We start from the raw sequence: 25288 nt of genomic DNA on the forward strand, positions 1-25288 counted from the left end.
CGGCGACGGCACCGAGCACGACTCCATCGCCGAGCGCGAGCGCCTCACCGACGCGCTGGCGCTGCACCTCTCGGCGGTGCAGCAGGGCGCGGCGGTGGCTCTGGTCGGCGACACCGTCTACGGCATCCTGCCCGTCGCCGACGCGGCGGCCGAGGATCGTTCGGTCGGCCTCGCCGAGGACTTCCTGCACCGGGTCGGCGACCGCATCCCCGCCGTGATCGGCGTCGGGCGACCCGCCACGACGGTCGCCGAGATCGCCCGCTCCCGGGCGGAGGCTCAGCGCGCTCTCCGCGTGGTGCTCGAGCGCGTGTCCGGGCCGGGCGTCGACGACCCGCCGTCGGGCGGCGACATCGGCCGGCGCAGCGTCGCCCGGATCGGCGATGTCGAGACCGCCTCGCTGCTGCTCGACCTCCGCGACCTCCGCAGCTCCCGCGGCGACGTCGCATCCGGGGTGCTCGCCCGCCTGATCGAGTACGACGCCCGCAACGACGCGCATCTCATCGACACGCTCACCGCGTGGCTCGACCGGTTCGGCGACGTCACCGCGGCGGCCGCCGCGTGCTTCGTGCATCCGAACACCTTCCGCTACCGGCTGCGTCGCGTCGCCGAGGTGGGCGGCGTCGACCTCGACGACCCGGATGCGCGGTTCGCGGCGATGCTCGAGATCAGGACGCTCCCGATCCGCTGACGCCGCAGTGGCGGAGCCGCCGGGCGGAGCCGACGCGCTCGGGCAGAATGGACGGATGACCCGCACCCTCGCCCTCGAGATCGCCGTACAGGACCCCGCCGGTGTGCGCATCGCCGCCGATATCGGAGCCGCGCGCGTCGAACTCGCGAGCGCCCTCGCGCTCGGCGGTCTCACGCCCTCGCCCGCGACGCTCGAGCTCGCGATCGAGGCCGCCGCGGAGGCCGCCGATGGCACCGGACCCGAGGTGCACGTGCTGATCCGCCCCCGTGCCGGCGGGTTCCACTACGACGCCGACGAGCTCGCCGTCTCGGAGCGCGACGTGCGCCGGGCGATCGACGCCGGCGCGGCAGGCGTCGTGATCGGGGCCCTCGACGCCGACGGGCGCCTCGACGTCGTCGCCATGGCGAGACTGCGGGATGCCGCGGGCGGGGCATCCGTGACCCTCCACCGGGCCATCGACATGACGGCCGATCCGGTCGCGACGCTGCGCACCGCACGGGAGCTGGGGCTCCGTCGCGTGCTCACCTCGGGCGGAGCATCCGCCGCGATCGACGGCATCGACACGCTCCGCGCGCTCGTCGCCGCGGCCGAGGGGCAGATCGACGTCATGGCGGGCAGCAGCGTCGATGCGGCCAGCGCTCCGGCACTCGCGGCGACCGGTGTCGATGCGATCCACTTCTCCGCGAAGCGCGCGGTCGCCGCGACCGGCGGAGTGCGGATGGGGTCGGCCTCCGACGGCGTCGGCGGCTACGAGGTCACCGACCGCGACATCGCGCTCGCGATCTGCGCCGCCCTCGGTCGGTAACGCTCGGGAGCCGTCGGTCGGTAGGCTCTCCCCGTGACGGATACCCGCGAGTTCACCGACGCCCACGGCATCGCCATCGTCTACGACGTCCACCCGACCGCCTCGACACCGCGGGGAGTCGTGCAGCTGCTGCACGGGGTCGGCGAGCACGCCGGCCGCTACGGCGCCCTGGTGACCGCCCTGACCGAGGCCGGGTTCATCGTGTACGCGGACGATCACCGCGGCCACGGCCGCACCGGCATCCGCCAGCACGACGGACCCGCGCGACTGGGGCATCTGGGCAAGGGCGGCCTGCGCGCGGCCGAGGACGCGATCTGGCAGCTGACCGGCATCATCCGCGACGAGAACCCGGACCTGCCGCTCGTGCTGTTCGGGCATTCGTGGGGATCGTTCCTGGCGCAGAAGCTCGTCACTCATCACCCCGACGCCTGGGACGCCGTGATCCTCTCCGGGTCGGCGCTGCTGACGCCGGGCACGCTGAACGCGGCGCCGCTGAACGCGCGGTGGGCGAAGGACGAAGGGGCGACCGGGCTCGAATGGCTCAGCCGCGATCCGGCCGTGTGGGCGTCGTTCCACGACGATCCGCTCACCACCGACGTGCCGCTGCTCAAGCTCTTCGGGCCGATCGAGGCGGCGAAGCTCTACGGTCGTCCGGCGAAGGACCTGAGGTCTGCGCGCGGAGGGAACGACCTCCCGATGCTGCTGCTCGTCGGACGCGACGATCCGGTCGGCGGCCCGCACAGCGTGCACAAGCTCGCCGACGAGTACCGCTCGCGCTCGGGCCTCGAGGATGTCACGACGCTGGTCTACCCCGACGCGCGGCACGAGATCCTCAATGAGCTCCGGCAGGACGAGGTGCGCGCCGACGTGCTCGCCTGGCTCGACACGCGCTTCCCCTCGCGCGCCTGACCCCTTTCGAATCGCGCAACTGGCCCCCAATACGGCTCGAAACTGACCATTTGCGCGATTCGAAAGCGTCGCGACGTTACGCACCGTGAAGGCGCGTGACGTCATCCGGGCGTGCGACTCGGGCGCCGCTCTACATTCGGACCAGGATTCCGCGGGAACGCGAGAGGGCGGTCGGATGAGCTTCGTCAGCGAATGGCGTGATTGGCATGCAGCGCGGGAACGCCTCGCGGGCTCCGAGTACGGACCCTCGGCGCTCGAGTCGACGAACTGGCTCATCACGATGCCCGCCGCGGTCGACGGCATCCCCGGCCTCTGGGCCCTGACCGGCGACGGCGGCATCCGCGGCAGCGAGCTCGGGCAGTCCGGCGCCACCGTGACTCTGCGCGGCTCGGAGAGCTTCCGGCTCGGACGGCGCGAGCTGCGGGTGTTCGACCGTCACGGCACGCTCGCTCTGCGGGTGCTGAACCCGGCCCGCCCGCAACGCGAGTGGTTCACCGCGATCGACGCCTACGCGCCCGACGAGCGGTGGCGCCTGCCGGCGCGATTCGAGGAGACGCCGGGGGAGCGGGTCGTCATCACCGCGGTCGACGGCGCGGCGCGGGAGACCCCCGTCGCCGGGCGGCTGCACTTCGAACTCGCCGGCACGCCGCACACCCTGACCGTGACGCGGGGCTCGCAGGGAGGGCTGCGCGCCGTCTTCGCCGACGGGACCAACGGCCTCGAGACGTACCGGTTCCGGTTCCTCCCGATCGAGGAGCCCGCGGAGGACGGCTCGGCGATCATCGACTTCAACCGCGCCTACCTGCCGCCGTGCGCGTTCTCGGATCAGTTCGTCTGCCCACTGCCGCCCCCGGGCAACCGGTACTCGACGCCGATCCGCGCCGGTGAGCGCGTGGTCGTGCTCGGCGGCTGACCCGCCGCAGAGGAGCCCGCGCGGCTTAAGCTGGAACCGTGCACGGTGAATACAAGGTCCCAGGAGGAAAGCTGGTCGTCGTCGACCTCGAGGTCGAAGACGACAGGATCGCCCGCTTCCGGCTGGCCGGCGACTTCTTCCTCGAGCCCGACACGGCCCTCGACGACATCAACGCCGCCGTGAACGGACTGGCAGTGGAGTCGGATGCGACGGTCATCGCCGCCGCCGTGCGCGAGGCCCTGCCCGACGGTGCGCAGCTGCTCGGGTTCACCCCCGAGGCTGTCGGCACCGCCGTGCGCCGCGCCCTGGTCACGGCGCCCGGCTGGCGCGACTTCGACTGGGAGATCGTGCACGACAAGGCCGTCTCGCCTCGGATGAACCTCGCCCTCGACGAGGTGCTCACCTCGCGGGTCGGCGAAGGCCGCCGCCGCCCCACGCTGCGCATCTGGGAGTGGGACGAGTCCGCCGTCGTGATCGGGTCGTTCCAGTCGTACCGCAACGAGGTCGATCCCGAGGGCGCCGCCCGGCACGGCTTCGACGTCGTGCGCCGCATCTCCGGCGGCGGCGCCATGCTCATGGCCGCGGGGCAGATCATCACCTACTCGCTGTACGTGCCGGCATCCCTCGTCGCGGGCATGACGTTCGCCGACTCCTACGCGTTCCTCGACGACTGGGTGCTGCAGGCGCTGCGATCGGTCGGCATCGACGCGGTCTACCAGCCGCTCAACGACATCGCGAGCCCGACCGGCAAGATCGGCGGGGCCGCCCAGAAGCGCCTCGCCAACGGCGGCGTGCTGCATCACGCCACGCTCTCGTACGACATCGACGGCCAGACCATGACCGAGGTCCTGCGCATCGGCCGCGAGAAGCTGAGCGACAAGGGCACCACTTCGGCGGCGAAGCGCGTCGACCCCCTGCGCAGCCAGACCGGTCTCGCGCGCGCCGAGATCATCGAGCGTTTCAAGGACACCTTCCGCTCGCTGACGGATGCCGAGACCGGCACGATCACCCCGGAAGAGTACGCCGCCGCCGAAGCCCTCGTGGAGTCGAAGTTCTCCACCGAGGCGTGGCTGCATCGGGTGCCGTGACCGACCCCTCCCCGGGCGCCGTCACGATCATCGAGGGCGACAACCTCGCCGTCGCGGCGACCCTGCCCGCGGCATCCTTCACGCTCGTCTATCTCGACCCGCCGTTCAACACCGGCCGCACCCAGGAGCGGCAGGTCGTCACCGCGCGGCGGGCGGGGGGCGAGTCGGAGAACGGGCAGGACCCGGATGCCGCGACCGAGATCCGGCACGGGTTCCACGGACACGCGTACGAGCGGGTGCGCGGGATGCTGCGCACCTACGACGACCGCTTCGACGACTACGGGGCCTTCCTGATGCCGCGGCTCGAGGAGGCGTGGCGCCTGCTCGCCGACGACGGCACCCTGTACCTGCACCTCGACTACCGCGAATCCCACTACGCGAAGGTGATGCTCGATGCGGTGTTCGGGCGCGACTGCTTCCTCAACGAGCTGATCTGGGCCTATGACTACGGGGCGAAGTCGCGGCGCCGCTGGCCCACGAAGCACGACACGATCCTCGTCTACGTGAAGAATCCGCGGGAGTACGTGTTCGACTCCGACGAGGTGGACCGCGAGCCGTACATGGCGCCGGGGCTGGTCACGGCCGAGAAGGCGGCGCGGGGCAAGCTCCCGACCGATGTCTGGTGGCACACGATCGTGCCGACGACCGGGCGCGAGAAGACCGGGTACCCGACGCAGAAGCCCGAGGGGGTTCTTCGCCGCATCGTGCGGGCGTCGAGCCGCCCGGGAGACCGCGTGCTCGACCTCTTCGCGGGCAGCGGCACGACGGGAGCGGTCGCGTCGGCGCTCGGCCGCGATGCGGTTCTCGTCGACGACAACCCCGAGGCGATCCGCGTGATGACCGAGCGGATGCCGCACGCCGAGGTCACACGCCTCGAGGCGTAGGATGCCGGGACGGGCGGGTCAGGCGGGGCGGAGGAGCACGAGGAACCGCTCGATCTCGGCGGCCATGTCGAGTGTCGGGTCGAGCATCCACGCGGACTGGAGGCCGTCGGCGAGTGCGTGCATCGTGCGCACGATCCAGGCGGGATCGAGGTCGTCGCGGAGCCGTCCGGCCTGTTGATCGGCGACGACCCGCGCGCGCACCGCGCCCTCGACGCGTGCGGTGCGGTCTCGGAAGTAGTCGTGCGCCGGATGCTCGGGGTCGCCGGCCTCGGCGGCGAGCTGCGCGTACAGCTGCACCAGACCGGGCACCGAGGCGTTGTGCCGCGTGACGGCGAGGAAGGCGGCGATCACGTCCTCCCCGGCGTACTCCTGCTCGTCGCGGTCGTCGCGCGCGCGGAGGATCGCGACGAAGAGCTCTTCCTTGGTGCCGAAGTAGTGCAGGAGGCCGGCGGGGCTGAGGCCGGCGGCGTCCGCGATCTCGCGCACCGAGGCCTTGCGGTACCCGTGCTCGGCGACGACGGCCAGGGCCGCCTCGAGGATCTCCTCGCGCTTGGCGACGCCCTTCGCGTATGCCCCTCTTGTCGCCATGCCCTCAGCGTATCCGTCACGACCTGATCACAAAAACCGAACAACGTTCGTGAATCACTTGCGCGCGCCGCCGGGGATCTGTCACGATGTGCGATGAATACCAAACAACGTTTGGTATTCATTCCGCATCCGCTCAACGAGGAGCCGACATGTCCGTGTCCCCGCTCGACCCCACCACCGAACTCGCCCCGACCGGCAGCATCCGCGCGGTCCCTCCCGGCGCGGGGGAGCCCGCCGCCAGTCCACCCGCGAACCGGCGCCTGCTGCCCAGCCTGCTGATCGCCTCGCTCACCCTGTTCGCCACCTACGGCGGCCTCATCGCGATCCTGCTGCCGAGCCAGGTGCTGCTCATCGACGAGGCGAACAAGGTCGGCAACCTCGCCCTCGTCACCACGATCTCGTTCGTCTTCACGCTGTTCGCGCAGCCCATCGTCGGCGCCTTGAGCGACCGCACCCGCTCCCGCTTCGGCCGGCGCGTGCCGTGGATGGTGACCGGCGCGATCGTCGGCGGCATCTTCCTCTTCGGCCTCGGCTCCTTGAGTGACATCCTCTGGATCACGGTCTTCTGGGTCGTCATCCAGGTCGCCCTCAACTTCTTCCAGGCTCCGCTCACCGCCATCACCGCCGACCGGTTCCCCCGGGCGAAACGCGGCGGGGCGAGCGCCATGATCGGGCTGGGCACGCAGCTCGGCATGACCGTGGGCATCATGCTCGCCGGGGCGTTCGCCGCGCAGATCGGCATCGGATACTCGGTGTTCGGCGGGGCGGTGATCGTCGCCGCACTGCTGTTCGGCCTCGTCAACCGCGACTGGTCGTCGAAGGATGCCGCTGTCGACACGTTCCGCTGGGGCGCGTTCTTCCGGGGGTTCTGGATCGACCCGCGCCGCCATCCCGACTTCGCCTGGGCCTTCGCCGCGCGCTTCCTGCTGATCCTCGGCTACTTCGTCGTGAGCGCCTACCAGCTCTACATGCTCACCGACTACATCGGGCTTCCGCTCGCCGAGGCGCAGGGCGCTGTCGTGACCCTCACCCTCGTAGCCTTCGTGCCCACCCTCATCGCGATCGGCCTCTCGGGCTGGTGGAGCGACAGGGTCGGCCGCCGCAAGGTGTTCATCTACGCGGCATCCGTCGTCATGGTCGCGGGGCTCGCGATGCCGCTGCTGCAGCCGAACATGACGGGGATGATCCTGATGAGCATCATCAACGGCATCGGCTTCGGCCTGTACATGTCGGTGGATGCCGCGCTGATGACCGAGGTGCTGCCGAACGAGGGGGTCTCGGCCGGCAAGGACCTCGGCATCCTCAACGTCGCGACCAACGTGCCGCAGGCGCTGAGTCCCGCGATCGGCCGAGTGATCATCACGGCGCTGGGCGGGTACGCGACGCTCTTCGTCTTCGTGATCCTCGCCGCCGTCGCCACCGCGCCGATCAAGGGAGTGCGCTGATGCTCAGGAACGAACAGGAGAATGCTGTGATGACCGATCCCGATGACCGCACCGGCATCAACACCGACGCCGTCTTCGTCGAGGTGACCACCGCCGCCGGGCGGGTGCGCGGACGCTGGCGTCCGACGACGGGTGGCCGCGGGAATCCGCGATCGGCGGCGTTCCTCGGCATCCCGTTCGCGGAGCCGCCGGTGGGCGAGCGGCGGTTCCAGGCGCCGGTGCCGAAGGCGCCCTGGTCGGGCGTGCGCGATGCCCTCGAGTTCGCTCCCACCGCGCAGCGCGGCGACCCCGGGGTGACGCTCATCCCGGAGCCGAGCGTGCCGGGCGAGGCGACGCTGAACGTGAACGTCTTCACGCCTGACCCGACGGCCGCGGGCCTCCCGGTGCTGGTCTGGATCCACGGCGGCGGCTACTTCGCCGGGTCGCCGGCCAGCCCCTGGTACGACGGCCGCAACTTCAACCGCGACGGCGTCGTCACCGTGTCGATCTCGTACCGTCTCGGCTTCGACGGCTTCGGCTGGATCGAGGACGCGCCCTCGAACCGCGGCGTGCGCGACTGGCTGCTGGCACTCGAATGGGTGCAGCAGAACATCGGCGCGTTCGGCGGGGACCCGTCGCGCGTGACGATCGCGGGGCAGTCGGCCGGGGGCGGAGCGGTGCTGACCCTGCTCGGGATGGAGAGGGCACAGCACCTGTTCCACGGCGTGTACGCGATCTCGGGCGCCCTCGCGGATGTCTCGGCGGAGCGCGCGGAGACGTTCGGACGCGGTCTCGCCGCGACGGCCGGGGTCGAGCCGACCGTCTCCGGGTTCTCGACGCTGAGCGAGGAGAGACTGCTTGCGATGCAGAAGAAGGCCACGCAGCTCGGGCCGTCGTCGCTCTCGACGGTCGTCGACGAAGGGCTGCCGCTCGGCCCGTCCATCGACGGCGACCTGCTGCCGCGCTCGACGAGGGAATCGCTGCGCGCGGGCGTCGGGGCCGACAAGCCGCTCGTGCTCGGAGCGACCGACGACGAGTTCACGATGGCGTTCGCCGGCGCTGCGGCGAAGGCGTTGCGCTGGGTGCCGCAGAACTTCCTGCTCGCGAAGCTCGGTCTGCCGCGGAGTGCCCGAGCCGCGTACCTCGCCGCCAACACCGATGTCGTCGGCCTCGGCAAGGCGCGTCTCGCCGGGCGTCTGCTGACCGACCGGATGTTCCGCTCGGCGCTGCTGAAGATCGTGGCCGACCGCGGTGACGCGCCGACCTGGGTGTACCGCTTCTCCTGGCCGTCGGGACACTTCGGCTTCGCCGAGCACTGCCTCGACGTGCCGTTCTTCTTCGACGGCCTGGACGGACCGTCGATGGAGCCGCTGGCGGGCCCGAACCCACCCCAGGAGCTGGCCGACGAACTGCACGGGGCCGCTGTCGCGTTCATCGAGAGCGGCGATCCGGGCTGGCCGCGGCACGAAGGGCCGGCCGGTATCGCGCGGGTGTACGACACCCCCACACGCGACATCGCCGACGCCTACGCGTCTGTCCGTCCGCTGCTGGGCGCCGCGTCGTGACCGCGGTGCAGACGGCCGGGTCCTCGACCCGGCCGGTGACGGTCGTGCGCCCGCGATGGATGCTGTGGACGGCACTCGGACTGCTGATCGTGTTCATCGCGCTCGCGCTCGGGGTGCTCGCGGCCCCGGATGCGCCGTGGTCGCAGGCGCTCGACGACCTGTGGCGGGGTCTCGTCGGCGTCGGGCCCGACTCCTGGCTGCCGGCGTTCGCACTGGCGCAGCTCTTCCAGCATCTCGGTCAGCTTCCCGGGGCGGTGCTGATGATGATCCTGCTGCCCCTGGCACTGGTGCTGGTCGGTCGCTGGCGGTCGGCGCTCTTCGTTATCGCGGTGCAGCTGGCCGGCCCCGGACTGCTGTCGCAGCTGACGAAGAACCTCGTCGATCGGCCGCGTCCGGTCGAGGACACGGTGGCGGGGCTCTTCGGACCGCTCGTGCAGGTCGACCACGGGTCGTTCCCGTCGGGCCACTCGGTGAGCATGGCGGCGATCATCATCACCGTGCTCGCCCTGATCCCGGCCTCCGCGGTCTGGGCGCGACGGATCTGGATCGTGCTCGGCATCCTGCTGGCGGCGGGGATGGTCTGGCAGCGCACGCTCATCAACGCGCACTGGTTCTCCGACACGTGCGCGGGACTGATCGGCGGCACCGCCGTCGCCGTGCTGCTGTGGTGGGCGTTCCTGCCCTGGCTCCGCAGAGACCACGAACGGCGGGTGTGGTTCCTGCGGACGGCGGATGCCGCGAGCTGAGGTCGTTCCGTCAGGCGACGCGGTGCGCCCGGTAGTGCACCGCGTTCGCCTGGCGTTGCGCGACCGCGATGAACAGGCTGCGCTGGAGGTGCGCGAGGGCGGGGGCCGCGGTCTCGATCTGCACGGTCGTGCGGAAGTAGTAGGAGTGGGGATCGACGTCCTCCGCGCGGCCCAGCCTCTCCAGCACCTCGGGCGATCCGGTGCGCAGCCCGGTCGCGTGCAGCAGCAGGAGGTCGCCGGAGGTCGTGCGGGCCGAGTAGCGCCCGTCGATCTCGATCGTGCCGTCGGCGCGCACCCGCTGCCAGTCGGCGCCCCCGGGGAGGATCTCGGCCTCTACGGCGCCCGTGATCCGGCCGCCGAGGATCGGCACGACGCGGCGGTGGCCGATGCTGGTGTCGCCGTGGTCCTCCAGGGCTCCGAGGTCGACCGAGACGTCGAAGGCGGGCTCGAAGGCGGGAGCGGGCAGTCGGTCGTGCGGAGCGGTCATTCGTCTTCCTCCGGGATCGTGGAGGCGGGGGCATCCGCTCCGGTGAGTGCCGCGCACAGGCGCTCGAGAGCGGGGAGCGCGGCGCCGAGAGCGGAGCGATCCGCGTCGTCGAGGGCGAGGCTCACGCGCGCGACGAGGGCGGAGTTCACGGCATCGAACCGGTCGAACAGGTCGAGTGCGCGCGCGGAGGCGCGCACGACGACCCGGCGCCCGTCGGACGGATCGGGACCGCGTTCGATCAGGCCCTCCGTCTCCATCGTGCCGAGCAGGTTGCTCACGGTCGGCCTGCTCAGATTGAGCACCGCGGAGATCTCGGCGGGGCCTCGGCCGAGGCCCCGCGGCAGGGTGCGGAGCACGTCGATCTGGGCCTCCGAGAGCTCCGGGAGTCCGGCTTCCGCGCGCGTCGCCGCCAGCAGGGCGCGGCGCAGCGGCGAGATGACGGCGGCGAGCCGTGCGGCGTCGAAGCCGGTCATGACCGCGCGCCGCTCGACGCCTCGGTGATGCGATCGAGCACAGGGGCCGGTCCGGGGGTCGACGTCGGGGTCAGGGACGCGCGCTCGTTGAGGAGCTCCGGCAGGAAGCCGGCCGCGACCTTGTAGTCGGTCGCGATCTGCTGACGTTCGGCCAGGGGGATCACCTGGTCGATGTCGGCGAAGCCCTCCGGTGCACGCTCGAAGGCGAGCAGCATCACGCGCTCGGGTCCGGTGGCGCGCGTTCCGGCGAGCAGGGCCGTCATCGCGGGGCGGCGTGCCTCTTCGTAGCGGGCGAGCGCCGCTTCGATGCCGGCGGGGGAGCCCTCGGCGGTGGCCAGCTGGAAGGCGAGCGTGCGAGCGTCGAGGATCGCCTGCGACCCGCCGTTCGACCCGTTGGGGTACATGGCGTGCGCGGCGTCGCCGAGCAGCGTGGTGCGACCGAACGTCCAGCGCGGCAGCGGATCGCGGTCGACCATCGGGTACTCGAGGATCTCCTCGGCGCGGGCGATCGCGGCGGGCACGTCGAGCCAGTCGAAGCTCCAGCCGCGGAACAGCTCCGCGATCGGCGCCGGGTCGACCGCACGGTTCCAGTCCGCGTCGCCGCTGCCGCCCACGCGGCGCTCGGCGATGAAGTTCACGAGCATGTCTCCCGCGGCATCCACGTCGGACAGGGGGTAGGCGACGAACTTCTGCTCGCCGTCGCCGGCCATGATCATGGTGCGCCCGTCGAGGAACGCGGGGATGCGGGTGATGCCGCGCCACAGGGTGAGGCCGCCCCAGGGCGGAGCACCCTCGGCGGGATAGCGCTGGGCGCGGAGGGCGGAGTGGATGCCGTCGGCGGCGATGATCACGTCAGCGGTCTCGGCGACCTCGCCGTCGTCGGTCGCGAAGCGCGCGGTCTCGGTGCCGTCGGCGTTCGAGACCGTCTCGATCAGGCGATGACCGAGGCGGATCGGCGTGGCGAGGCGGGCCTCGGCGAGATCGCGGAGCGCGAGCTGCAGGCGGCCGCGGTGCACGGACAGCTGCGGCCAGCGGTAGCCGGCGTCGAGCCCGCGCGGCTCGCCCCAGATCTCCTGACCGCGGCGCGTGAAGTAGCGCAGCGTCGAGGGGGTGACGCCCTCGACCGCGATCGTGTCGGCGACGCCGAGCTCGGTGAGTTCGCGCATCGCGTGGGGCAGCAGGTTGATGCCGACCCCGAGGCCGCGGATGGCCGCACTGCGCTCGTACACGGTGACGTCGTGCAGTCCTGCCTCGTGCAGGCTCACTGCGGCGGCCAGGCCTCCGATGCCCGCGCCGATGATGATGATCTTCATCGATCTCTCCTGATCCCTGCTCGTGCTGAGCAGTGATTATAGTTTTGTCACAAAACTATCTGGAGCGCAAGGAGAATCTCAGGTCGGGGACGCCGCGCGCTTCGCCGAGTCGATGACGAGTTCGACACCGCTCAGGAAGAGGTCGCGGTCGCGCAGCTCGGAGAGCAGCACGGAGTGCTGGGCGATGAGCGGGAACGTGCGCGGATCGGCGAGCAGCGGAGCGTCGACCCACGGATCGCCCTCGTCGTCCGTCCAATGCTCCGCCCTCGCCCGCGAGATTCCCGCGGCGAGCGACAGCACGTGGGACGCGAGGAGTGCGTAGTGCCGCACGAGCTCGTCGCCGTCGAGGCCGCAGCGCTGGAACCCGTCGAGCATGAGCTCGATGGCGGCGAGCTCGCCGGGGCCGTGCGTCGTGAGGGTCATCGCCTCGGCGCCGATCGCGGGATGCCGCATGAAGAGGTCGAGCGTCGCGACGGCGAGTTCGCGGAGGCGGTCGTCCCAGCGCTCGGCCGGGCTCGTGACCGTCTGCACGGCACGGCCGTTGAGCTCGTCCAGCAGCGCGCCCATCAGCGCGTCCTTGCTCTGGAAGTGCCGGTAGATGGCGGTCGGATCGGCGCCCAGCCGCGAGCCGAGGTCTCGCACCGAGATCGACGTGACTCCCGGGGTGCCGGCGAGCTCGAGACCGGCGTCGACGATGAGCGCTCGGTCGAGCCGGGTCCGCTTCGCGGGCCGGTCCTTCTTCGTGACCGTGCTCATCGGGCCCCCTTCTTCCTCGTCCATCATCGCAGTCCGTGCGGATCCTCACGTGATCCGACGCTCTCAATCTAGTTCGAGTCCCAACCGTGGTCAACAGTGTTGACATCGCTGTTGTCGGAGGCTAGCGTGATCGCCATTCCCCTTCGATGCTGCAGAGAGGCAGGACGATGTCCTCCGAACTCGTGTTCCACGGCGGTGCGGTCTTCACCGGCACCGGCGCCCCCCTTGAGGGTCAGGCCGTGATCGTCCGCGACGGGCGCATCGCCGCCGTCGTCCCGGAGGCGGAGGTCGCCGCACATGCCTCGGCCGACGCCACCCGCGTCGATCTCGCCGGCGCGCTGCTCAGCCCCGGGTTCCAAGACGCGCACATCCACCCCGTCGGCGGCGGCGTCGAACTCCTGCAGTGCAACCTCACCGAGGCCGAGGACGCCGCGCAGACCGCGGCGCTCATCCGCGCCTACGCCGAGGCGCACCCCGACGAGGAGTGGATCCTCGGTGGCGGGTGGAGCATGGACAGCTTCCCCGGCGGCAACCCGCCGCGCGGCCTGCTCGATGAGGCGGCGGGCGGACGCCCCGTGCTGCTGCAGAGCCGCGACCACCACAGCACCTGGGCGAGCACGGCCGCGATCGAGCGCGCCGGGATCACCGCCGCGACCCCCGACCCGGACGACGGGCGCATCGTGCGCGAAGCCGACGGCTTCCCGGCCGGCACCTTCCACGAGGGGGCGGCGAATCTGTTCGCCGCGGTGCGTCCGGCGACCTCGGACGACCTCGCCTACCAGGGTCTGCTGCGCGCACAGGACGAGCTCATCGCCCTCGGCATCACGGGCTGGCAGGATGCGATGGTCGGTGCAGGATCGGGAGGGATGGCCGACCCTCTCGCCGCGTACGAGCGCGCGGCGGCCGACGGCCGTCTGCTCGTGCACGTCGTGGGCGCCCAGTGGTGGGCGCGCGACGGAGGGATCGACCAGGTCGAGCGGATGGCCGAGCGTCGTGAGCGCGCCGCCGCCGCGCACCCCGACCGCCGCATCGACCTCGGCACCACGAAGATCATGGTCGACGGCGTCGCCGAGAACCAGACCGCCGCCATGCTGACCCCGTATCGCGACGAGACCGGTCACGACACCTGCAACCACGGCCTCAGCTTCATCGATCCGGAGAAACTGCGCGAGTACGTGACGGCGCTCGACGCCGCCGGCCAGCAGGTGCACATGCATGCGCTCGGCGACCGGGCCGTGCGCGAGGCGCTCGATGCGCTGCAGGTCGCCCGCGACGCGAACGGCGACACCGACGGCCGACACCACCTCGCCCACCTGCAGGTCGTCGCGCCCGACGACGTCTCGCGCTTCGCGCCGCTCGATGCGATCGCCAACATCCAGGCGCTCTGGGCCACGCATGAAGACCAGCTCGACGAGCTCACGCTGCCGTTCCTGCAGGACGGCCAGGTCGACCGGCAGTACCCGTTCGGCGACCTCGTCCGCGAGGGCGCGCGCCTCGCCGCCGGCAGCGACTGGCCGGTCTCGACGGCCGATCCGCTCGCGGCGATCCACGTCGCCGTGAACCGCGCCTACCCCGGTTCGGAGCGGCCGCCGCTCGGCGGCGAGCACCAGCGGCTCGCCCTCGAGACCGCGTTCGCCGCCTACACCTCGGGGTCGGCGTACGTGAATCGCCGCGAGAGCGATACCGGCAGCATCCGCGCGGGGTATCTCGCCAACCTCGTCGTCATCGAGCCGGACCCGTTCGGCATCCCGGCGGCGGACCTCCACACCGCCAGGGTCGCGTCGACCTGGATCGAAGGACGACGCGTGCACTCCGCATCCGACACCACCGCACCCGCCCCTGCTGTTCCCGACACCCACCGCAAGGAGTCCTGATGAATCGCACGCTCCGCTCTCGTCCCCTCGCCCGCGGTACCGCAGCCACGCTCGCCGGACTGCTCGCGGTCGCCGCCCTCGTCGGCTGCAGCCCGGCCGGTTCGACGGGCTCCGGCTCGGATGAACCGCTCGAGTGGGAGCTGACCGAGACGACCGCGGCACCCCGCGGCGACATCGACTCGTTCACCTTCGCGACCTACGCCGAGCCGTACTCCCTCGACTACGCGTACGCCTTCGACTACGCCGACAACTCCGTGCTGGCCAACGTCTGCGAGTCGCTGCTGCGGCTGAACCCCGACTACTCGCTCAGCCCCGGCCTCGCCGAGTCGTTCGAGCATCCGACGCCCGACACCTGGGTCTACACGATCCGCGACGGCGTCACGTTCCACGACGGCACCCCGCTCACCGCCGCCGATGCCGTCGCGTCGATGAGCAGGCATCTCGACCCGGCCGTCGGATCGTTCTGGTTCTCCGTCTACCAGAACGTGAAGTCGATCGAGCAGACCGGCGACCGCCAGGTGACGGTCACGATGACCGGACCCGACTCGCAGTTCAACCTCGGAATGGGCGGTTCCGCCGGCGTCATCGAGTCAGCCGCGACGCTCGCCGAGAAGGGCGCCGACTACGGCAACTCGACCGGCGGCGTGAACTGCACGGGGCCGCTCCAGCTGTCTTCGTGGGACTCCGGGGAATCGATCACGATGACCCGCTACGACGACTACTGGGACGACGACCTCAGAGCGCGCTCCGGCGAGGTGAAGTTCGTCTTCATGACGGACTCCACCGCGCGGATCAACGCCCTGAAATCGGGCAGCGTCGACGGGTCGTGGATGGTGCCGATGGAAGCCATCCCCACCCTGCGGTCCGCCGGCAAGGGCGACGTGCTGTTCGGCATGAACACCGCGGTCGGCAACATCGTCGTGAGCAACCTCGAAGGACCGCTCGGAGATGTCCGCGTGCGCAGGGCGCTGCTGCTCGCGATGGACCGCGACGGGATCCTCCAGGCGGCGCATCGCGGCGTCGGCGCGACCACCGACGTGATGACCACCGAGTCGGTGTGGCGGGACGCCTCGGATGCCGCGCGCACCTCGGCGTTCGACGATGTCACGTCGTACGACCGGAACGTCGAGGAGGCGAAGAAGCTCATCGCCGAGGCGGGGGCGGAGGGCGCGGAGCTGACCTACGTCACCGCACCCATCGGCAACGACTTCGCCGTCATCTCGCAGGCGACCGTCGCGGCGGCGCAGTCGATCGGCCTGAAGGTGAAGGTCGAGACCGTCACGCCGAACGCCTACACCGCGCTGTTCTCCGACCCGAGCGCCCGCGAAGGCGTCGACCTGTTCTACACGAGCTGGTACCTGTCGAGCCCGGATGCCCTCGAGATGTACTCGGTGCTGCGCACGGGCGACTTCAGCAACTACGGCGGCTGGTCGAACCCCGAGTTCGACGCGATCGTGCAGGAGGCCGTGACGGTCGACGACCCGGCCGCGCGCAGCGAGCTCACCGCGAAGGCGCAGCAGATCGCGAACGAGGAGCTCCCCTGGCTGCCGCTGTACCAGGCGCCGATCTCGCTCTACCTCGGTGAGCGCATCACCGGCGTGCAGCCCTCGATCGCCTTCATGTACTACCCCTGGGCCGCCACGATCGGCGCCCGATGACCGTTGCCCGCCGGGTCGCCGGAAAGCTGGGCGGACTGCTGCTGACGCTGTTCCTGGCGTCGCTGCTCGTCTTCTTCTCGCGCTTCCTGGTGCCCGGCGACCCGGTGCGCTTCCTGCTGCGCGGACGCAAGCCCAGCCCCGAGGCCGTGGCGCAGGTCACCGCCCAGTACGGGCTGGATCTGCCGCCCTGGGAGCAGTACCTCCGCTGGGTCCTCGGTCTGCTGCAGGGAGACCTCGGCCGCTCCCTGCAGTATCGGCAGGACGTCACGGCGGTGATCGGAGACCGGCTGCCGGTCACCCTGATGCTGGTGACGATGGCGGGGGCGATCGTGCTCGTCGCCGGCGTCGTGCTGGGGGCGATCGCCGCGCTCAACCGGGGAAAGGCACTCGACCGGTTCGTGCTGATCGGCCTGACGGTGCTGGGGGCGATCCCGTCGTTCGTCGGGGCGATCGTGCTGATCGCCGTGTTCTCGGTGCAGCTGGGGTGGTTCCCCTCGTTCGGCGCGGGTGAGGGCTTCCTCGACATGGTCCACCACCTGACGCTGCCGTCGATCGCGCTGGCGCTCGTGTTCATCGTGCTGGTCGGCAAGGTGACGCGCTCTGCCATGGTCGATCAGCTCAGCCGCGAGCACGTCGAGGTGTCGACGAGTCGCGGCGTGCGTCGCTCGGTGGTCGTGCGGCGACACGTGCTGCGCAATTCCGCCGGTCCCATCCTGACCGTGAGCGGCGTGCTCGTCGCCGGCCTCATCGTCGCGAGCTCGATCGTGGAGGCCGCGTTCGGGCTGTCCGGCATCGGATCGCTCCTGGTGCAGTCCGTCGACCGGCTCGACTTCCCGGTCGTGCAGGCCATCGTCCTCCTCGTCGTCTTCGCGTTCGTCGTGATGAACGCGATCGTCGACATCCTCGAACCCTGGATCGACCCCCGATCCGCTGCAGGAGCTGGTGCCCGATGACGTCTTCGACCCCCACGCTCGCGATGCGGGTGCTGCGCGCTCCCCGACGGAAGCGACCGCGCTTCCTGTATCTCGCCAGCATCGTCGTGCTCTCCGCTGTCGTGCTCACCGCGATCTTCGCGCCCTTCCTCGCGCCGTACGACCCGGATGCCGTCGACTTCACGTCCTTCCTGGCGCCGCCGTCGGCCGCGCACTGGCTCGGCACCGACGCGCTCGGCCGCGACCTCCTCAGCCGTCTCATCTACGGCGGACGCACCGCCCTGATCGGCCCGCTCCTCGTCGTCGTGGTCTCCACGATCATCGGCATCCTCCTCGGTCTGTGGGCCGGATGGCGGGGCGGGTGGATCGACGCCGCGCTCAGCCGGATCTTCGATGTGCTCTTCGCGTTCCCGTCGCTGCTGATCGCGATCATGGCGGTCGCCCTGTTCGGCAAGGGGCTGGTCGCGCCGGTCGTCGCGATGAGCATCGCCTATGCGCCGTTCGTCGCCCGGCTGACGCGGTCGCTGGTGGCGGCGGAGCGCCTGCGGCCCTACGTCTCGGCGTATCGGGTGCAGGGATTCGGAGGGGCATGGATCGCGCTGCGGCGCGTGCTGCCGAACGTCACCCCGATCGTCGGCGCGCAGTCCACCCTCAACTTCGGATACGTGCTGGCCGAGCTCGCCGGGCTCTCGTTCCTCGGGCTCGGCGTGCAGGCGCCGACCGCCGACTGGGGCGCGATGATCAACGAGGCGCAGTCGGGGGTGGCCGCGGGACAGTTCCTGCCGGCGATCGCCCCGGCCGTGGCGGTCGTGATCGTCGTCGTCTGCGTGAACATCATCGGCGAGGAACTGTCCGACCGGATCGGCGGAGGGATCCCCGCATGAACACTCATCTCGACGTCCCCCTTCTCGACGTCCCCCTCCTCGACATCCGCGATCTGACGCTGGACCTGCCGAACGGCACCCGGCTGCTGCACGGCATCACGCTGCAGGTTGCCGCCGGTGAGACGGTGGGGCTCGTCGGCGAATCCGGCTCGGGCAAATCGCTCACCGCGCGCTCAGTGCTCGGGCTGCTCCCGGACCGCGCGATCACGGGCGGCGCCGTCGAGGTCAACGGGCGCTCGCCGCTCGCCGACGCCGCCGGACGGCAGGAGATCCGTCGGCACGAGGCGGCGATGGTGTTCCAGGATCCTCGGGCGGGGGTCAACCCGATGCGCACGATCGGCGATCACGTCACCGAGGCGCTGCGGCTGTGCGAGGGGTGGTCGAAGGATGCCGCGCACGCGCGCGCCGTCGAACTGCTCACGGCCGTGCGCCTTCCCGATCCCGCGGGTCATCTGTCGCAGCATCCGCATGAGCTGTCCGGCGGCATGCTGCAGCGCGTCATGATCGCCGGGGCGCTGAGCACGTCGCCCGGGCTGCTCGTGTGCGACGAGCCGACGACGGCCCTCGACGTCACGACCCAGGCCGAGATCGTGCAGGTGCTGCGGGACCTGTGCGCGCAGAGCGGCATGGGCATGCTGTTCATCACGCACGACCTCAACCTCGCCGGCTCGCTGTGCGATCGGCTGGTCGTCATGAAGGAGGGCGCGATCGTGGAGGAGGGGACCGTGCGAGAGGTGCTGCTGGCGCCCTCGGCCGAGTACACGCGTCGGCTGGTCGCGGCGACGCCCCGCATCTCCGGAGAGATCACCGCGCCCGCTGCGGCATCCGATCCCGAGCCGCAGCTCGTCGTCGCGGGGGCGCGCAAGACGTATCGGCGCCACGGGAAGGACCCGATCACTGCCGTGGCCGGGGCCGACCTCGCCATCGCCCGCGGCGGTTCACTCGCCGTGGTGGGGGAGTCGGGATCGGGCAAGTCGACCCTCGCGCGCATGATCGTCGGGCTCGAGGACGTCGATGCGGGCGAGATCCGCATCGGGGGTCGCTCGATGGCGGGCATCCCGCGGTCGCGTGCGGAGCGGCTCGCCCGCGCGAAGAGCGTGCAGATGGTGTTCCAGGATCCGTACCTCTCGCTCGATCCGCGGATCCCCGCGGGACGCGCGATCGAAGACGTGCTGAAGCTGCACACGGGGCGCACCGGTGGCTCGGCGCGGGATCGGGCGCTCGAACTGCTCGTCGCCGTCGGGCTCGGCGAAGAGCATCTCGCCGCGGCGCCCCGCACGCTCTCCGGCGGCCAGCGTCAGCGGGTGGCGATCGCACGCGCTCTGGCCGTCGAGCCCGCGCTGCTCGTGATGGACGAGGCGACCAGCGCCCTCGATGTCTCGGTGCAGGCGCAGGTGCTCGACCTCGTCGCCGGCATCCGTCGGGAACAGGGGCTCACGCTGCTGTTCATCAGCCACGACCTCGCGGTCGTGCGCACCGTGTGCGCCGACACGATCGTCATGCGCCGCGGCGAGATCGTCGAGGCCGGGCCCACCGAGCAGCTGCTGGGCGACCCGCAGCACGCCTACACGCGACTGCTGATCGACTCGGTCCCGACGTCGGTGTCGTGAGGCGAACGGGAGTGGACCACCTCTCCGGCCACGATCGTGACCGCCGTGCCGACGCCGATGAGGGCTTCGGCGGGGATGGCGAACGGGTCGACGGTCGACACGACGATGTCCGCGCGGGCGCCCACCCGCAGCATCCCGCCGCTGCCCAGCACCAGCTCGGCGGCTCCGCTCGTGTACGCCGCGAGGGCCTCGGCGAGCGTGAGGCGCTGGGCCGCGTCGAGCGGTTCGCCGGGCGTGCCGTCGGGTCCCGGCAGCGCCCGGTTGACGGCCACATGGATCGCGAGCCACGGATCGGCGGGGGAGACGGGCCAGTCCGAGCCCATCGCGAGCGCGGCGCCGCTGTCGGCGATCGAGCGGAACGGATAGCCCGCACGCATCCGGGCCTCGCCGATCATCGGCACGACCGCCGGATCGTTCGATGCCCACAGGCCCTGGATGTTCGCGGTGATGCCGAGGGGACCGAACCGTCGCGCGTCGTCGGGGTGCACCATCGACAAGTGCGCGAAGTGGTGGCGCTGGCCCGTGCCGTTCGCACGCCGCGCGGCCTCGACCGCCCCCAGGGCGACGCGCACCCCGCGGTCGCCCATGATGTGCAGATGCATGGCGAAGCCGGCCGCGTCGAGCGCGACGACGAGTGCCTCGAGCGCCTCGGCGTCGATGTGCAGCTCGCCGCTGCCGGCGTGGGTGCAGTACGGCTCCAGCAGCGCGGCGGTCTCGCCGTGCGGCACGCCGTCGACCATCGCCTTCGCCGTGGAGGTGTCGAACCCGGCAGCGGCGTTCTCGGCCCGCAGGGCGACGAACCGCTCGACGAGAGCGGGGACCTCGGCCGCCGTCGTTCCCGGAGGCACCCACAGCGCTCCCGAGGTGCGACTGCGCAGTGAGCCGTCGGCGATCGTCGACCGGTAGGCCGCGGTGCAGTCGGCCTTGCCGTTGTACTCGCCCAGGATCGCCTCGTGCCAGCCGGTGATCCCGAGCGTCCAGAGGAACTCCTGCGCGTTCCGCAGACCCGCGGCGATCTCGGCATCCGTGGTCGGGGGGATGACGCGTCCGACGAGCTCGGCGGCGGTCTCGTTCAGGTAGCCGGTCGGATCACCCTGGTCGTCGTGATGGATGTGCCCGTTCGGCGGAGCGGGGGTGTCGCGGTCGACCCCGGCGAGTGCGAGCGCACGGGAGTTCACCCACAGGGTGTGGTGACCGGCATCGCTCAGCGCCACCGGACGGTCGGGCGCGATCGCGTCGAGTATCTGCCGGGTCGGGTGGGGGAACAGCTCATGGCTCCAGCCGCCGCCCGTGATCCACTCGGCGTCCGTCGTCTCGGCGGCGCGGGCGACCAGCGCCAGCGTCTCGTCGATCGTGGTCGCGCCGGTCAGATCGCAGCTGAGCCGCTCGACGCCGGCGAACGCGGCGTGGATGTGCGCGTCGACGAAGCCGGGGAGGATGCCGCCGCCCGCCGCATCGATGACGTCGGTGTCGGGGCCGGCCAGCGCGAGGATCTCCGCGTCCGAGCCGATCGCGAGGATGCGCTCGCCGCGGAGGGCGACGGCGGTGCCGGACGTCGCGACCCTGCCGTCGAACACCCGCCCGTCGATGATGCACACGTCCGCAGGGGCTGTGGGGGTCATGGTCGTTCTCCTTCTGATGCGAGGGGTCGTCCTGATACGAGGGGTCGTCCTGATACGAGGGTTCTGTGCGGGCTCGTCATGCGTCACACCACGCGGAAGACGCGGATCACGACCTGGTCGTCTCCGGGGCGGGCGTAGCCGATGAACTGCGACTCCGCCAGCCAGCGCAGGTCGTCGGCGTCGGTCTGGAAGACGAAGGCGGTGCGGTAGTAGAGATCCTCCTCCCGCGGCGTCCTGCCCGACTCGAAGCCGTCGATCGCCGCCGCGTTCGCGCGCCAGTACCCGCGGTTCACGACGTCGACGGCGTGGCCGTCGATCTCGATGAGGTAGCGGGCGTCGAGCTGCGTGGTCACTCCGTGGTCGACCCACCAGTCGCCGCCGCCCGGAAGCACGACGCCCTCCGCCCGGGGGCCGGCCACGCGGCCTCCGGTGATCGGGGTGAAGTGCAGCTGCCCGCCCTCGCCCCGGCCGATCCGCCTCGGCGGTGCCACGTCGACCTGCAGTTCGAAGCAGTACTCCAGTGCGGGCGTCATCAGCTCGGGTTCGGTCATCGCCGGCTCCTTCTCGTGTGTCGGTCTCGTCCGATCGTAGGGATCGGGGTCGTGCGCAGGGGGATTCGGCGCTGCGGCACCCACCCCGCGCGGGGGATCGAGTCCAGCAGCAGGCGGGTGTAGTCCGCCTGCGGGTCGTCGAGCACGGTCGCGGTGTCGCCGTACTCCTCCATCCGTCCGTCGCGCATCACCACGACCTCGTCGCACAGTCGGCGGATCACCGTGAGGTCGTGGGTGATCATGAGAAGAGCGACCCCGGTGTCGAGCCGGATGCGCTCCAGCAGGGTGAGCACCTCGACCTGGGTCGTCACGTCGAGGGCGGACACCGCCTCGTCGAGCACGAGGATCCGCGGTTCGGCGGCGAGAGCGCGAGCGATCGCCACCCGCTGACGCTGGCCACCCGAGAGGGAACGCGGGCGGACGTCCAGCAGAGCATCGTCGAGACGCACCGCCGCCATCAGCTCCGTCACGCGGGCGGCGACCGCGGACCGGTCGTCGGAGCGCCGGTGCACGCGCACGGCCTCGGTCAGGCACTGCCGCACGGTCTGCCGTCGGTCGAGCGACTGGTAAGGGTCCTGGAACACCATCTGCACGGCCTTCGCGCGGTCTCGCCGCTCGGCGCCCGATCGCGCCGGGGTGCTCCAGTCCTCGCTGGCCACCCGGACGGCGCCGGCATCCGCTCTCTCCAGGCCGCAGATGATGCGCGCGGTCGTGGACTTCCCCGAGCCGGACTCGCCGACGATGCCGAGCGATCCGCCGGCGGAGAGGGCGAAGGTCACGTCGTCGACGGCCGTGAGTGTCTCGTGCCCGGCGCCGCGGGCGGCACGCACCCGGAACGACTTCTTCAGGCCCTCCACCCGCAGCACAGGACGGTCGTCGAGTGCGGCCTCGGGGGCGCCGAGCAGAGGTGCGGCGGCGTCGAGCGATGCCGACATCAGGATGCGCGTGTAGTCCTCGGTCGCATCCTCCCGCATGGTCGCCGCCTGGAGGGTCTCGATGGTGCGCCCCTCCTTCATCACGACGACCCGGTCGCACACGGATCCGGCGAGAGCGAGGTCGTGGGTGATGAACAGCAGCGACAGGTCGCGGTGCCGTCGGAGGTCGCCGATCACGGCCATGACCTCCTCCTGCGTCGTCACATCCAGCGCGGTGGTGATCTCGTCGGCGAGCAGCAGTCGAGGGTCCATCGCGAGCGTGGAGGCGATCATCACCCGCTGGAGCAGGCCCCCCGAGAGCTCGGCCGGTCGCTGACGCAGACGGCGCTCGGGCGAGGGCACGCCCACCTCGTTGAGCAGGTCGAGCGCCCGCCGCTCCGCCGACTCGCCGGTGGCCCCGCCGACGGCGACGAGCGCCTCGGTCAGGAAGTCGCCGATGGTGCGCAGGGGATTGAGATGCGCTCGCGGCGTCTGGAACGCCATGCCGATGCGGAACGCCCGCAGCTCGCGGCGTCCGCGCTCGTCCAGGTCGGCGAGGTCCTGCCCCTCCACGGCGATCGTGCCGCCGGTCGTGAAGCCCTCCGGCAGCAGCCCGGCGATCGCCCGGACGCTGAGGGTCTTCCCCGACCCGGACTCCCCGACCAGACCGACCGATTCGCCGAGGGCGACGTCGAGCGTGCAGTCGTGCACGAGCGTGCGGGGGCCGTCGGCCGTCGGCATCGCGATCTCCAGGCCGCGCAGCTGCAGCACGGGTGCCGTCATCGTTCCTTCTCCTCTGCCCAGGTGGTGGCGCGGGCGCCGATGATGCCGACGGCCAGCACCGTCACGACGATGAGCGCCGCCGGGAACAGCGACTGCTCGGGAGCGCCGGCGAGGATCGCCGCCTGGCCGCCCGCGATCATCGAGCCCCAGTCGGCGGCCGGCGGCTGCTCGCCGAGGCCGAGGAACGAGATCGCGGCCAGGTCGAGCATCGCGTACCCGAAGCCCACCGTCGCCTGTGCGGCGACGACGGGGATCAGCGCGGGGACCAGATGCCGGAAGCAGATGGCTGCGCTCGACACGCCCTGCACGCGGAGCGCGGCGATGTACGGCCGCCCCAGCTCGCGTGAGGCGGCTGTCTGCGTGAGCCGCGCCACGACCGGGATGTAGGCGATCGACAGAGCGACGACGGGCGCGACGAGCCCCTTGCCGAACATGGCTACGGCGAGAACCGCCAGCACGAGCCCCGGGATCGCGAAGATCACATCGATCACGCGGGCGATGGTGCCGCGCACGATGCCGCCGAACCAGGCGGCGGTGACCGCGAGGGTCATGCCGAGCGTCGTGGAGAGCACCACGACGATCACGGGCGCGATGATGCTGGATGCCGCGCCGGTCAGTGCTCGCGACAGGATGTCGCGCCCCAGGTCGTCGGTGCCGAAGGGGTGCTCGAACGAGGCGGGGCCGTTCAGGGGGCCCGCGTAGAGCTGGTCGGGCGGATAGGGTGCGATCCAGCGTCCGGCGACGACGATCAGGGTGACGAGCGCGAGCACCACCATCGATGCGACGACGAGCGGGTCTCGCTGCGCGAGCCGGCGGGTGGCCGCCGGGAGGCGCCCCGCGGCGAGCTGTCCGACGCTCATGCGCTCCTCCTCGATCGGGCCGAGTCGGGGTCGATGACCGCGCCGAGCAGGTCGGCGATCGCGTTGAGCACGACGAAGAGGGTGACGAGCAGCAGCGAGACGATCTGCACCACGGGGAGGTCCTTCCTGGCCGCGGCCTCGGTGAGCAGCGACCCGACGCCGCCGAGCCCGAACGCCTGCTCCGCGATGGCGGAAGCGGCGAACAGCCCGGCGATCGTCGTTCCCGAGATCGCGAGGATCTGCGGGGCGGCGTTGTGGAAGACGTGTCGACGGAACACCCGGTTCCACGGGATGCCGCGCACCCGCGCGGTCTCGACGTGCTCGGAGTGCAGCTGCGCGACGAGCGCACTGCGGGTCACCCGGCTGACGTACGCGATGAACATCAGCGCGAGCGAGACGGCCGGCAGGGCGAGATGCCAGAGCCGGTCGAGGCCTTCCTGCCCGGCGCCGAAGGTCGGGAACCAGCCGAGCGAGGTCGCGAAGATCCAGATCAGCAGGATCGCCATGATGAACGTCGGCAGCGCCATCCCGAGCGACGTCGCGACCGAGACGGCCATGTCGGTGCGTCGACCGCTGACGGCGGCGAGGATGCCGGAGCCGAGGCCGAACACCGCGATCAGTGCGGCGGTGAGCAGCACCAGCTGGAACGTCACCGCGAACCGCGCGCCGACCAGCTCGGCGACATCCGTCTTGTAGACGAACGACTGTCCGAAGTCGCCGGTCAGCACCCCGCCGAGCCAGTGCGCGTACTGCAGCCAGATCGGGTCATCCAGTCGGTACTCGGCGCGGATCGCGGCGACGAGCTCCGGGGTCGGACGAGCGCCCCCCGCCAGCGCCGCCACCGGATCGCCCGGCGTCAGCAGCAGCGCCGAGAAGATGATGACGCTGGCGAGGAACAGGGTGAGCACGAGTCCGCCCACCTTGCCGAGCACTGTCCTTATCATGATGCGATTCCGTCTCG

General features: G+C 71.3%; 24 protein-coding genes. 14 read left to right on the top strand and 10 right to left on the bottom strand.

The genetic code is table 11. The annotated features are described in order from the left end of the window. The 6 genes from DW306_RS19855 to DW306_RS19880 form a co-directional block, all read left to right on the top strand. A partial coding sequence (locus DW306_RS19855) for a helix-turn-helix domain-containing protein (protein WP_168429390.1) occupies positions 1-688 on the top strand: 688 nt, incomplete at its 5' end. A 55-nt stretch (positions 689-743) separates the two neighbouring features. Further along, positions 744-1493, top strand: a complete 750-nt coding sequence (locus DW306_RS19860; protein ID WP_136057305.1) for a copper homeostasis protein CutC — start codon at positions 744-746, stop codon at positions 1491-1493. Positions 1494-1526: 33 nt separating this feature from the next. Then, entirely contained in the window at positions 1527-2402 is an 876-nt protein-coding gene (locus tag DW306_RS19865; RefSeq protein WP_136057306.1) for an alpha/beta fold hydrolase, read from the top strand. 175 nt (positions 2403-2577) lie between these two features. Continuing rightward, on the top strand, positions 2578-3315 hold the full coding sequence (locus DW306_RS19870) for a DUF1684 domain-containing protein (protein ID WP_136057307.1): 738 nt from the start codon (positions 2578-2580) through the stop codon (positions 3313-3315). A 38-nt stretch (positions 3316-3353) separates the two neighbouring features. After that, positions 3354-4403: a biotin/lipoate A/B protein ligase family protein gene (locus DW306_RS19875; protein WP_136057308.1), complete on the top strand. Its 1050-nt coding sequence runs from the start codon at positions 3354-3356 to the stop codon at positions 4401-4403. Then, positions 4400-5287 carry a site-specific DNA-methyltransferase gene (locus DW306_RS19880; protein WP_240747286.1) on the top strand — a complete coding sequence of 296 codons (888 nt, stop codon included), beginning with the start codon at positions 4400-4402 and terminating at the stop codon, positions 5285-5287. Before DW306_RS19875 ends, DW306_RS19880 begins: the two co-directional genes overlap by 4 nt. 18 nt (positions 5288-5305) lie before the next feature. On the opposite strand, the gene DW306_RS19885 is transcribed toward DW306_RS19880, so the two are convergent. Next, positions 5306-5875: a TetR/AcrR family transcriptional regulator gene (locus DW306_RS19885; RefSeq protein WP_136057310.1), complete on the bottom strand. Its 570-nt coding sequence runs from the start codon at positions 5873-5875 to the stop codon at positions 5306-5308. 149 nt (positions 5876-6024) lie between these two features. On the opposite strand from DW306_RS19885, the gene DW306_RS19890 reads away from it, so the two are divergent. From DW306_RS19890 to DW306_RS19900, 3 genes are read left to right on the top strand one after another with little or no spacing between them, the layout of a single operon-like run. Beyond that, positions 6025-7320, top strand: a complete 1296-nt coding sequence (locus DW306_RS19890) for an MFS transporter (protein WP_136057311.1) — start codon at positions 6025-6027, stop codon at positions 7318-7320. A 29-nt stretch (positions 7321-7349) separates the two neighbouring features. Next, positions 7350-8864, top strand: coding sequence for a carboxylesterase family protein (locus DW306_RS19895; protein WP_136057312.1), 1515 nt, complete (start codon positions 7350-7352; stop codon positions 8862-8864). Further along, positions 8861-9610 (top strand): phosphatase PAP2 family protein, encoded by a 750-nt coding sequence (locus DW306_RS19900; RefSeq protein WP_136057313.1) that lies wholly within the window; start codon positions 8861-8863, stop codon positions 9608-9610. Before DW306_RS19895 ends, DW306_RS19900 begins: the two co-directional genes overlap by 4 nt. Positions 9611-9620: 10 nt before the next feature. Here the strand turns inward: DW306_RS19900 and DW306_RS19905 are convergent, their stop codons facing one another. The 4 genes from DW306_RS19905 to DW306_RS19920 form a co-directional block, all read right to left on the bottom strand. Then, complete coding sequence (locus tag DW306_RS19905; RefSeq protein ID WP_136057314.1) at positions 9621-10097, bottom strand: DUF3237 domain-containing protein; 477 nt, start codon at positions 10095-10097, stop codon at positions 9621-9623. Continuing rightward, the gene (locus DW306_RS19910; RefSeq protein ID WP_136057315.1) at positions 10094-10570 is read right to left on the bottom strand and encodes a MarR family transcriptional regulator; all 477 of its coding nucleotides are present in this window, start codon (positions 10568-10570) and stop codon (positions 10094-10096) included. Before DW306_RS19910 ends, DW306_RS19905 begins: the two co-directional genes overlap by 4 nt. Beyond that, positions 10567-11883, bottom strand: coding sequence for a flavin-dependent oxidoreductase (locus tag DW306_RS19915; protein ID WP_136057316.1), 1317 nt, complete (start codon positions 11881-11883; stop codon positions 10567-10569). Before DW306_RS19915 ends, DW306_RS19910 begins: the two co-directional genes overlap by 4 nt. A gap of 78 nt (positions 11884-11961) precedes the next feature. Continuing rightward, positions 11962-12639 (bottom strand): TetR/AcrR family transcriptional regulator, encoded by a 678-nt coding sequence (locus tag DW306_RS19920; RefSeq protein ID WP_168429391.1) that lies wholly within the window; start codon positions 12637-12639, stop codon positions 11962-11964. A gap of 167 nt (positions 12640-12806) precedes the next feature. On the opposite strand from DW306_RS19920, the gene DW306_RS19925 reads away from it, so the two are divergent. From DW306_RS19925 to DW306_RS19945, 5 genes are read left to right on the top strand one after another with little or no spacing between them, the layout of a single operon-like run. Then, on the top strand, positions 12807-14513 hold the full coding sequence (locus tag DW306_RS19925) for an amidohydrolase (protein WP_136057318.1): 1707 nt from the start codon (positions 12807-12809) through the stop codon (positions 14511-14513). Beyond that, positions 14513-16171 (top strand): ABC transporter substrate-binding protein, encoded by a 1659-nt coding sequence (locus DW306_RS19930; protein WP_136057319.1) that lies wholly within the window; start codon positions 14513-14515, stop codon positions 16169-16171. Before DW306_RS19925 ends, DW306_RS19930 begins: the two co-directional genes overlap by 1 nt. Beyond that, entirely contained in the window at positions 16168-17124 is a 957-nt protein-coding gene (locus DW306_RS19935; protein ID WP_136057320.1) for an ABC transporter permease, read from the top strand. The genes DW306_RS19930 and DW306_RS19935 overlap by 4 nt, the downstream gene beginning before the upstream one ends. After that, on the top strand, positions 17121-17987 hold the full coding sequence (locus tag DW306_RS19940; protein WP_136057321.1) for an ABC transporter permease: 867 nt from the start codon (positions 17121-17123) through the stop codon (positions 17985-17987). The genes DW306_RS19935 and DW306_RS19940 overlap by 4 nt, the downstream gene beginning before the upstream one ends. After that, positions 17984-19597 (top strand): ABC transporter ATP-binding protein, encoded by a 1614-nt coding sequence (locus tag DW306_RS19945; protein WP_136057322.1) that lies wholly within the window; start codon positions 17984-17986, stop codon positions 19595-19597. Before DW306_RS19940 ends, DW306_RS19945 begins: the two co-directional genes overlap by 4 nt. Here the strand turns inward: DW306_RS19945 and DW306_RS19950 are convergent. The 5 genes from DW306_RS19950 to DW306_RS19970 form a co-directional block, all read right to left on the bottom strand. Beyond that, a complete protein-coding gene (locus DW306_RS19950; protein WP_136057323.1) occupies positions 19552-21219 on the bottom strand; it encodes an amidohydrolase in 1668 nt (555 codons plus the stop codon). The genes DW306_RS19945 and DW306_RS19950 overlap by 46 nt on opposite strands. 83 nt (positions 21220-21302) lie before the next feature. Further along, complete coding sequence (locus tag DW306_RS19955; protein WP_136057324.1) at positions 21303-21770, bottom strand: DUF3237 domain-containing protein; 468 nt, start codon at positions 21768-21770, stop codon at positions 21303-21305. Next, a complete protein-coding gene (locus DW306_RS19960; protein WP_136057325.1) occupies positions 21767-23467 on the bottom strand; it encodes an ABC transporter ATP-binding protein in 1701 nt (566 codons plus the stop codon). The genes DW306_RS19955 and DW306_RS19960 overlap by 4 nt, the downstream gene beginning before the upstream one ends. Then, positions 23464-24327 (bottom strand): ABC transporter permease, encoded by an 864-nt coding sequence (locus DW306_RS19965; protein ID WP_136057326.1) that lies wholly within the window; start codon positions 24325-24327, stop codon positions 23464-23466. The genes DW306_RS19960 and DW306_RS19965 overlap by 4 nt, the downstream gene beginning before the upstream one ends. Then, positions 24324-25271 (bottom strand): ABC transporter permease, encoded by a 948-nt coding sequence (locus tag DW306_RS19970; RefSeq protein WP_136057327.1) that lies wholly within the window; start codon positions 25269-25271, stop codon positions 24324-24326. The genes DW306_RS19965 and DW306_RS19970 overlap by 4 nt, the downstream gene beginning before the upstream one ends. Positions 25272-25288 lie beyond the last annotated feature (17 nt).

Origin of the sequence: Microbacterium sp. K24 (assembly GCF_004794465.1) — a bacterium.
GTDB lineage: Bacteria > Actinomycetota > Actinomycetes > Actinomycetales > Microbacteriaceae > Microbacterium.

Excerpts from the sequence above, each read along its gene's own strand:
- DW306_RS19895 (WP_136057312.1), top strand. The coding sequence starts at position 7,350 with ATGACCGATCCCGATGACCGCACCGGCATCAACACCGACGCCGTCTTC.
- DW306_RS19860 (WP_136057305.1), top strand. The coding sequence starts at position 744 with ATGACCCGCACCCTCGCCCTCGAGATCGCCGTACAGGACCCCGCCGGT.
- DW306_RS19945 (WP_136057322.1), top strand. The coding sequence starts at position 17,984 with ATGAACACTCATCTCGACGTCCCCCTTCTCGACGTCCCCCTCCTCGAC.
- DW306_RS19870 (WP_136057307.1), top strand. The coding sequence starts at position 2,578 with ATGAGCTTCGTCAGCGAATGGCGTGATTGGCATGCAGCGCGGGAACGC.
- DW306_RS19910 (WP_136057315.1), bottom strand. The coding sequence starts at position 10,570 with ATGACCGGCTTCGACGCCGCACGGCTCGCCGCCGTCATCTCGCCGCTG.
- DW306_RS19935 (WP_136057320.1), top strand. The coding sequence starts at position 16,168 with ATGACCGTTGCCCGCCGGGTCGCCGGAAAGCTGGGCGGACTGCTGCTG.
- DW306_RS19960 (WP_136057325.1), bottom strand. The coding sequence starts at position 23,467 with ATGACGGCACCCGTGCTGCAGCTGCGCGGCCTGGAGATCGCGATGCCG.
- DW306_RS19915 (WP_136057316.1), bottom strand. The coding sequence starts at position 11,883 with ATGAAGATCATCATCATCGGCGCGGGCATCGGAGGCCTGGCCGCCGCA.
- DW306_RS19930 (WP_136057319.1), top strand. The coding sequence starts at position 14,513 with ATGAATCGCACGCTCCGCTCTCGTCCCCTCGCCCGCGGTACCGCAGCC.
- DW306_RS19920 (WP_168429391.1), bottom strand. The coding sequence starts at position 12,639 with ATGAGCACGGTCACGAAGAAGGACCGGCCCGCGAAGCGGACCCGGCTC.
- DW306_RS19890 (WP_136057311.1), top strand. The coding sequence starts at position 6,025 with ATGTCCGTGTCCCCGCTCGACCCCACCACCGAACTCGCCCCGACCGGC.
- DW306_RS19885 (WP_136057310.1), bottom strand. The coding sequence starts at position 5,875 with ATGGCGACAAGAGGGGCATACGCGAAGGGCGTCGCCAAGCGCGAGGAG.
- DW306_RS19955 (WP_136057324.1), bottom strand. The coding sequence starts at position 21,770 with ATGACCGAACCCGAGCTGATGACGCCCGCACTGGAGTACTGCTTCGAA.
- DW306_RS19940 (WP_136057321.1), top strand. The coding sequence starts at position 17,121 with ATGACGTCTTCGACCCCCACGCTCGCGATGCGGGTGCTGCGCGCTCCC.
- DW306_RS19970 (WP_136057327.1), bottom strand. The coding sequence starts at position 25,271 with ATGATAAGGACAGTGCTCGGCAAGGTGGGCGGACTCGTGCTCACCCTG.
- DW306_RS19925 (WP_136057318.1), top strand. The coding sequence starts at position 12,807 with ATGTCCTCCGAACTCGTGTTCCACGGCGGTGCGGTCTTCACCGGCACC.
- DW306_RS19950 (WP_136057323.1), bottom strand. The coding sequence starts at position 21,219 with ATGACCCCCACAGCCCCTGCGGACGTGTGCATCATCGACGGGCGGGTG.
- DW306_RS19965 (WP_136057326.1), bottom strand. The coding sequence starts at position 24,327 with ATGAGCGTCGGACAGCTCGCCGCGGGGCGCCTCCCGGCGGCCACCCGC.
- DW306_RS19905 (WP_136057314.1), bottom strand. The coding sequence starts at position 10,097 with ATGACCGCTCCGCACGACCGACTGCCCGCTCCCGCCTTCGAGCCCGCC.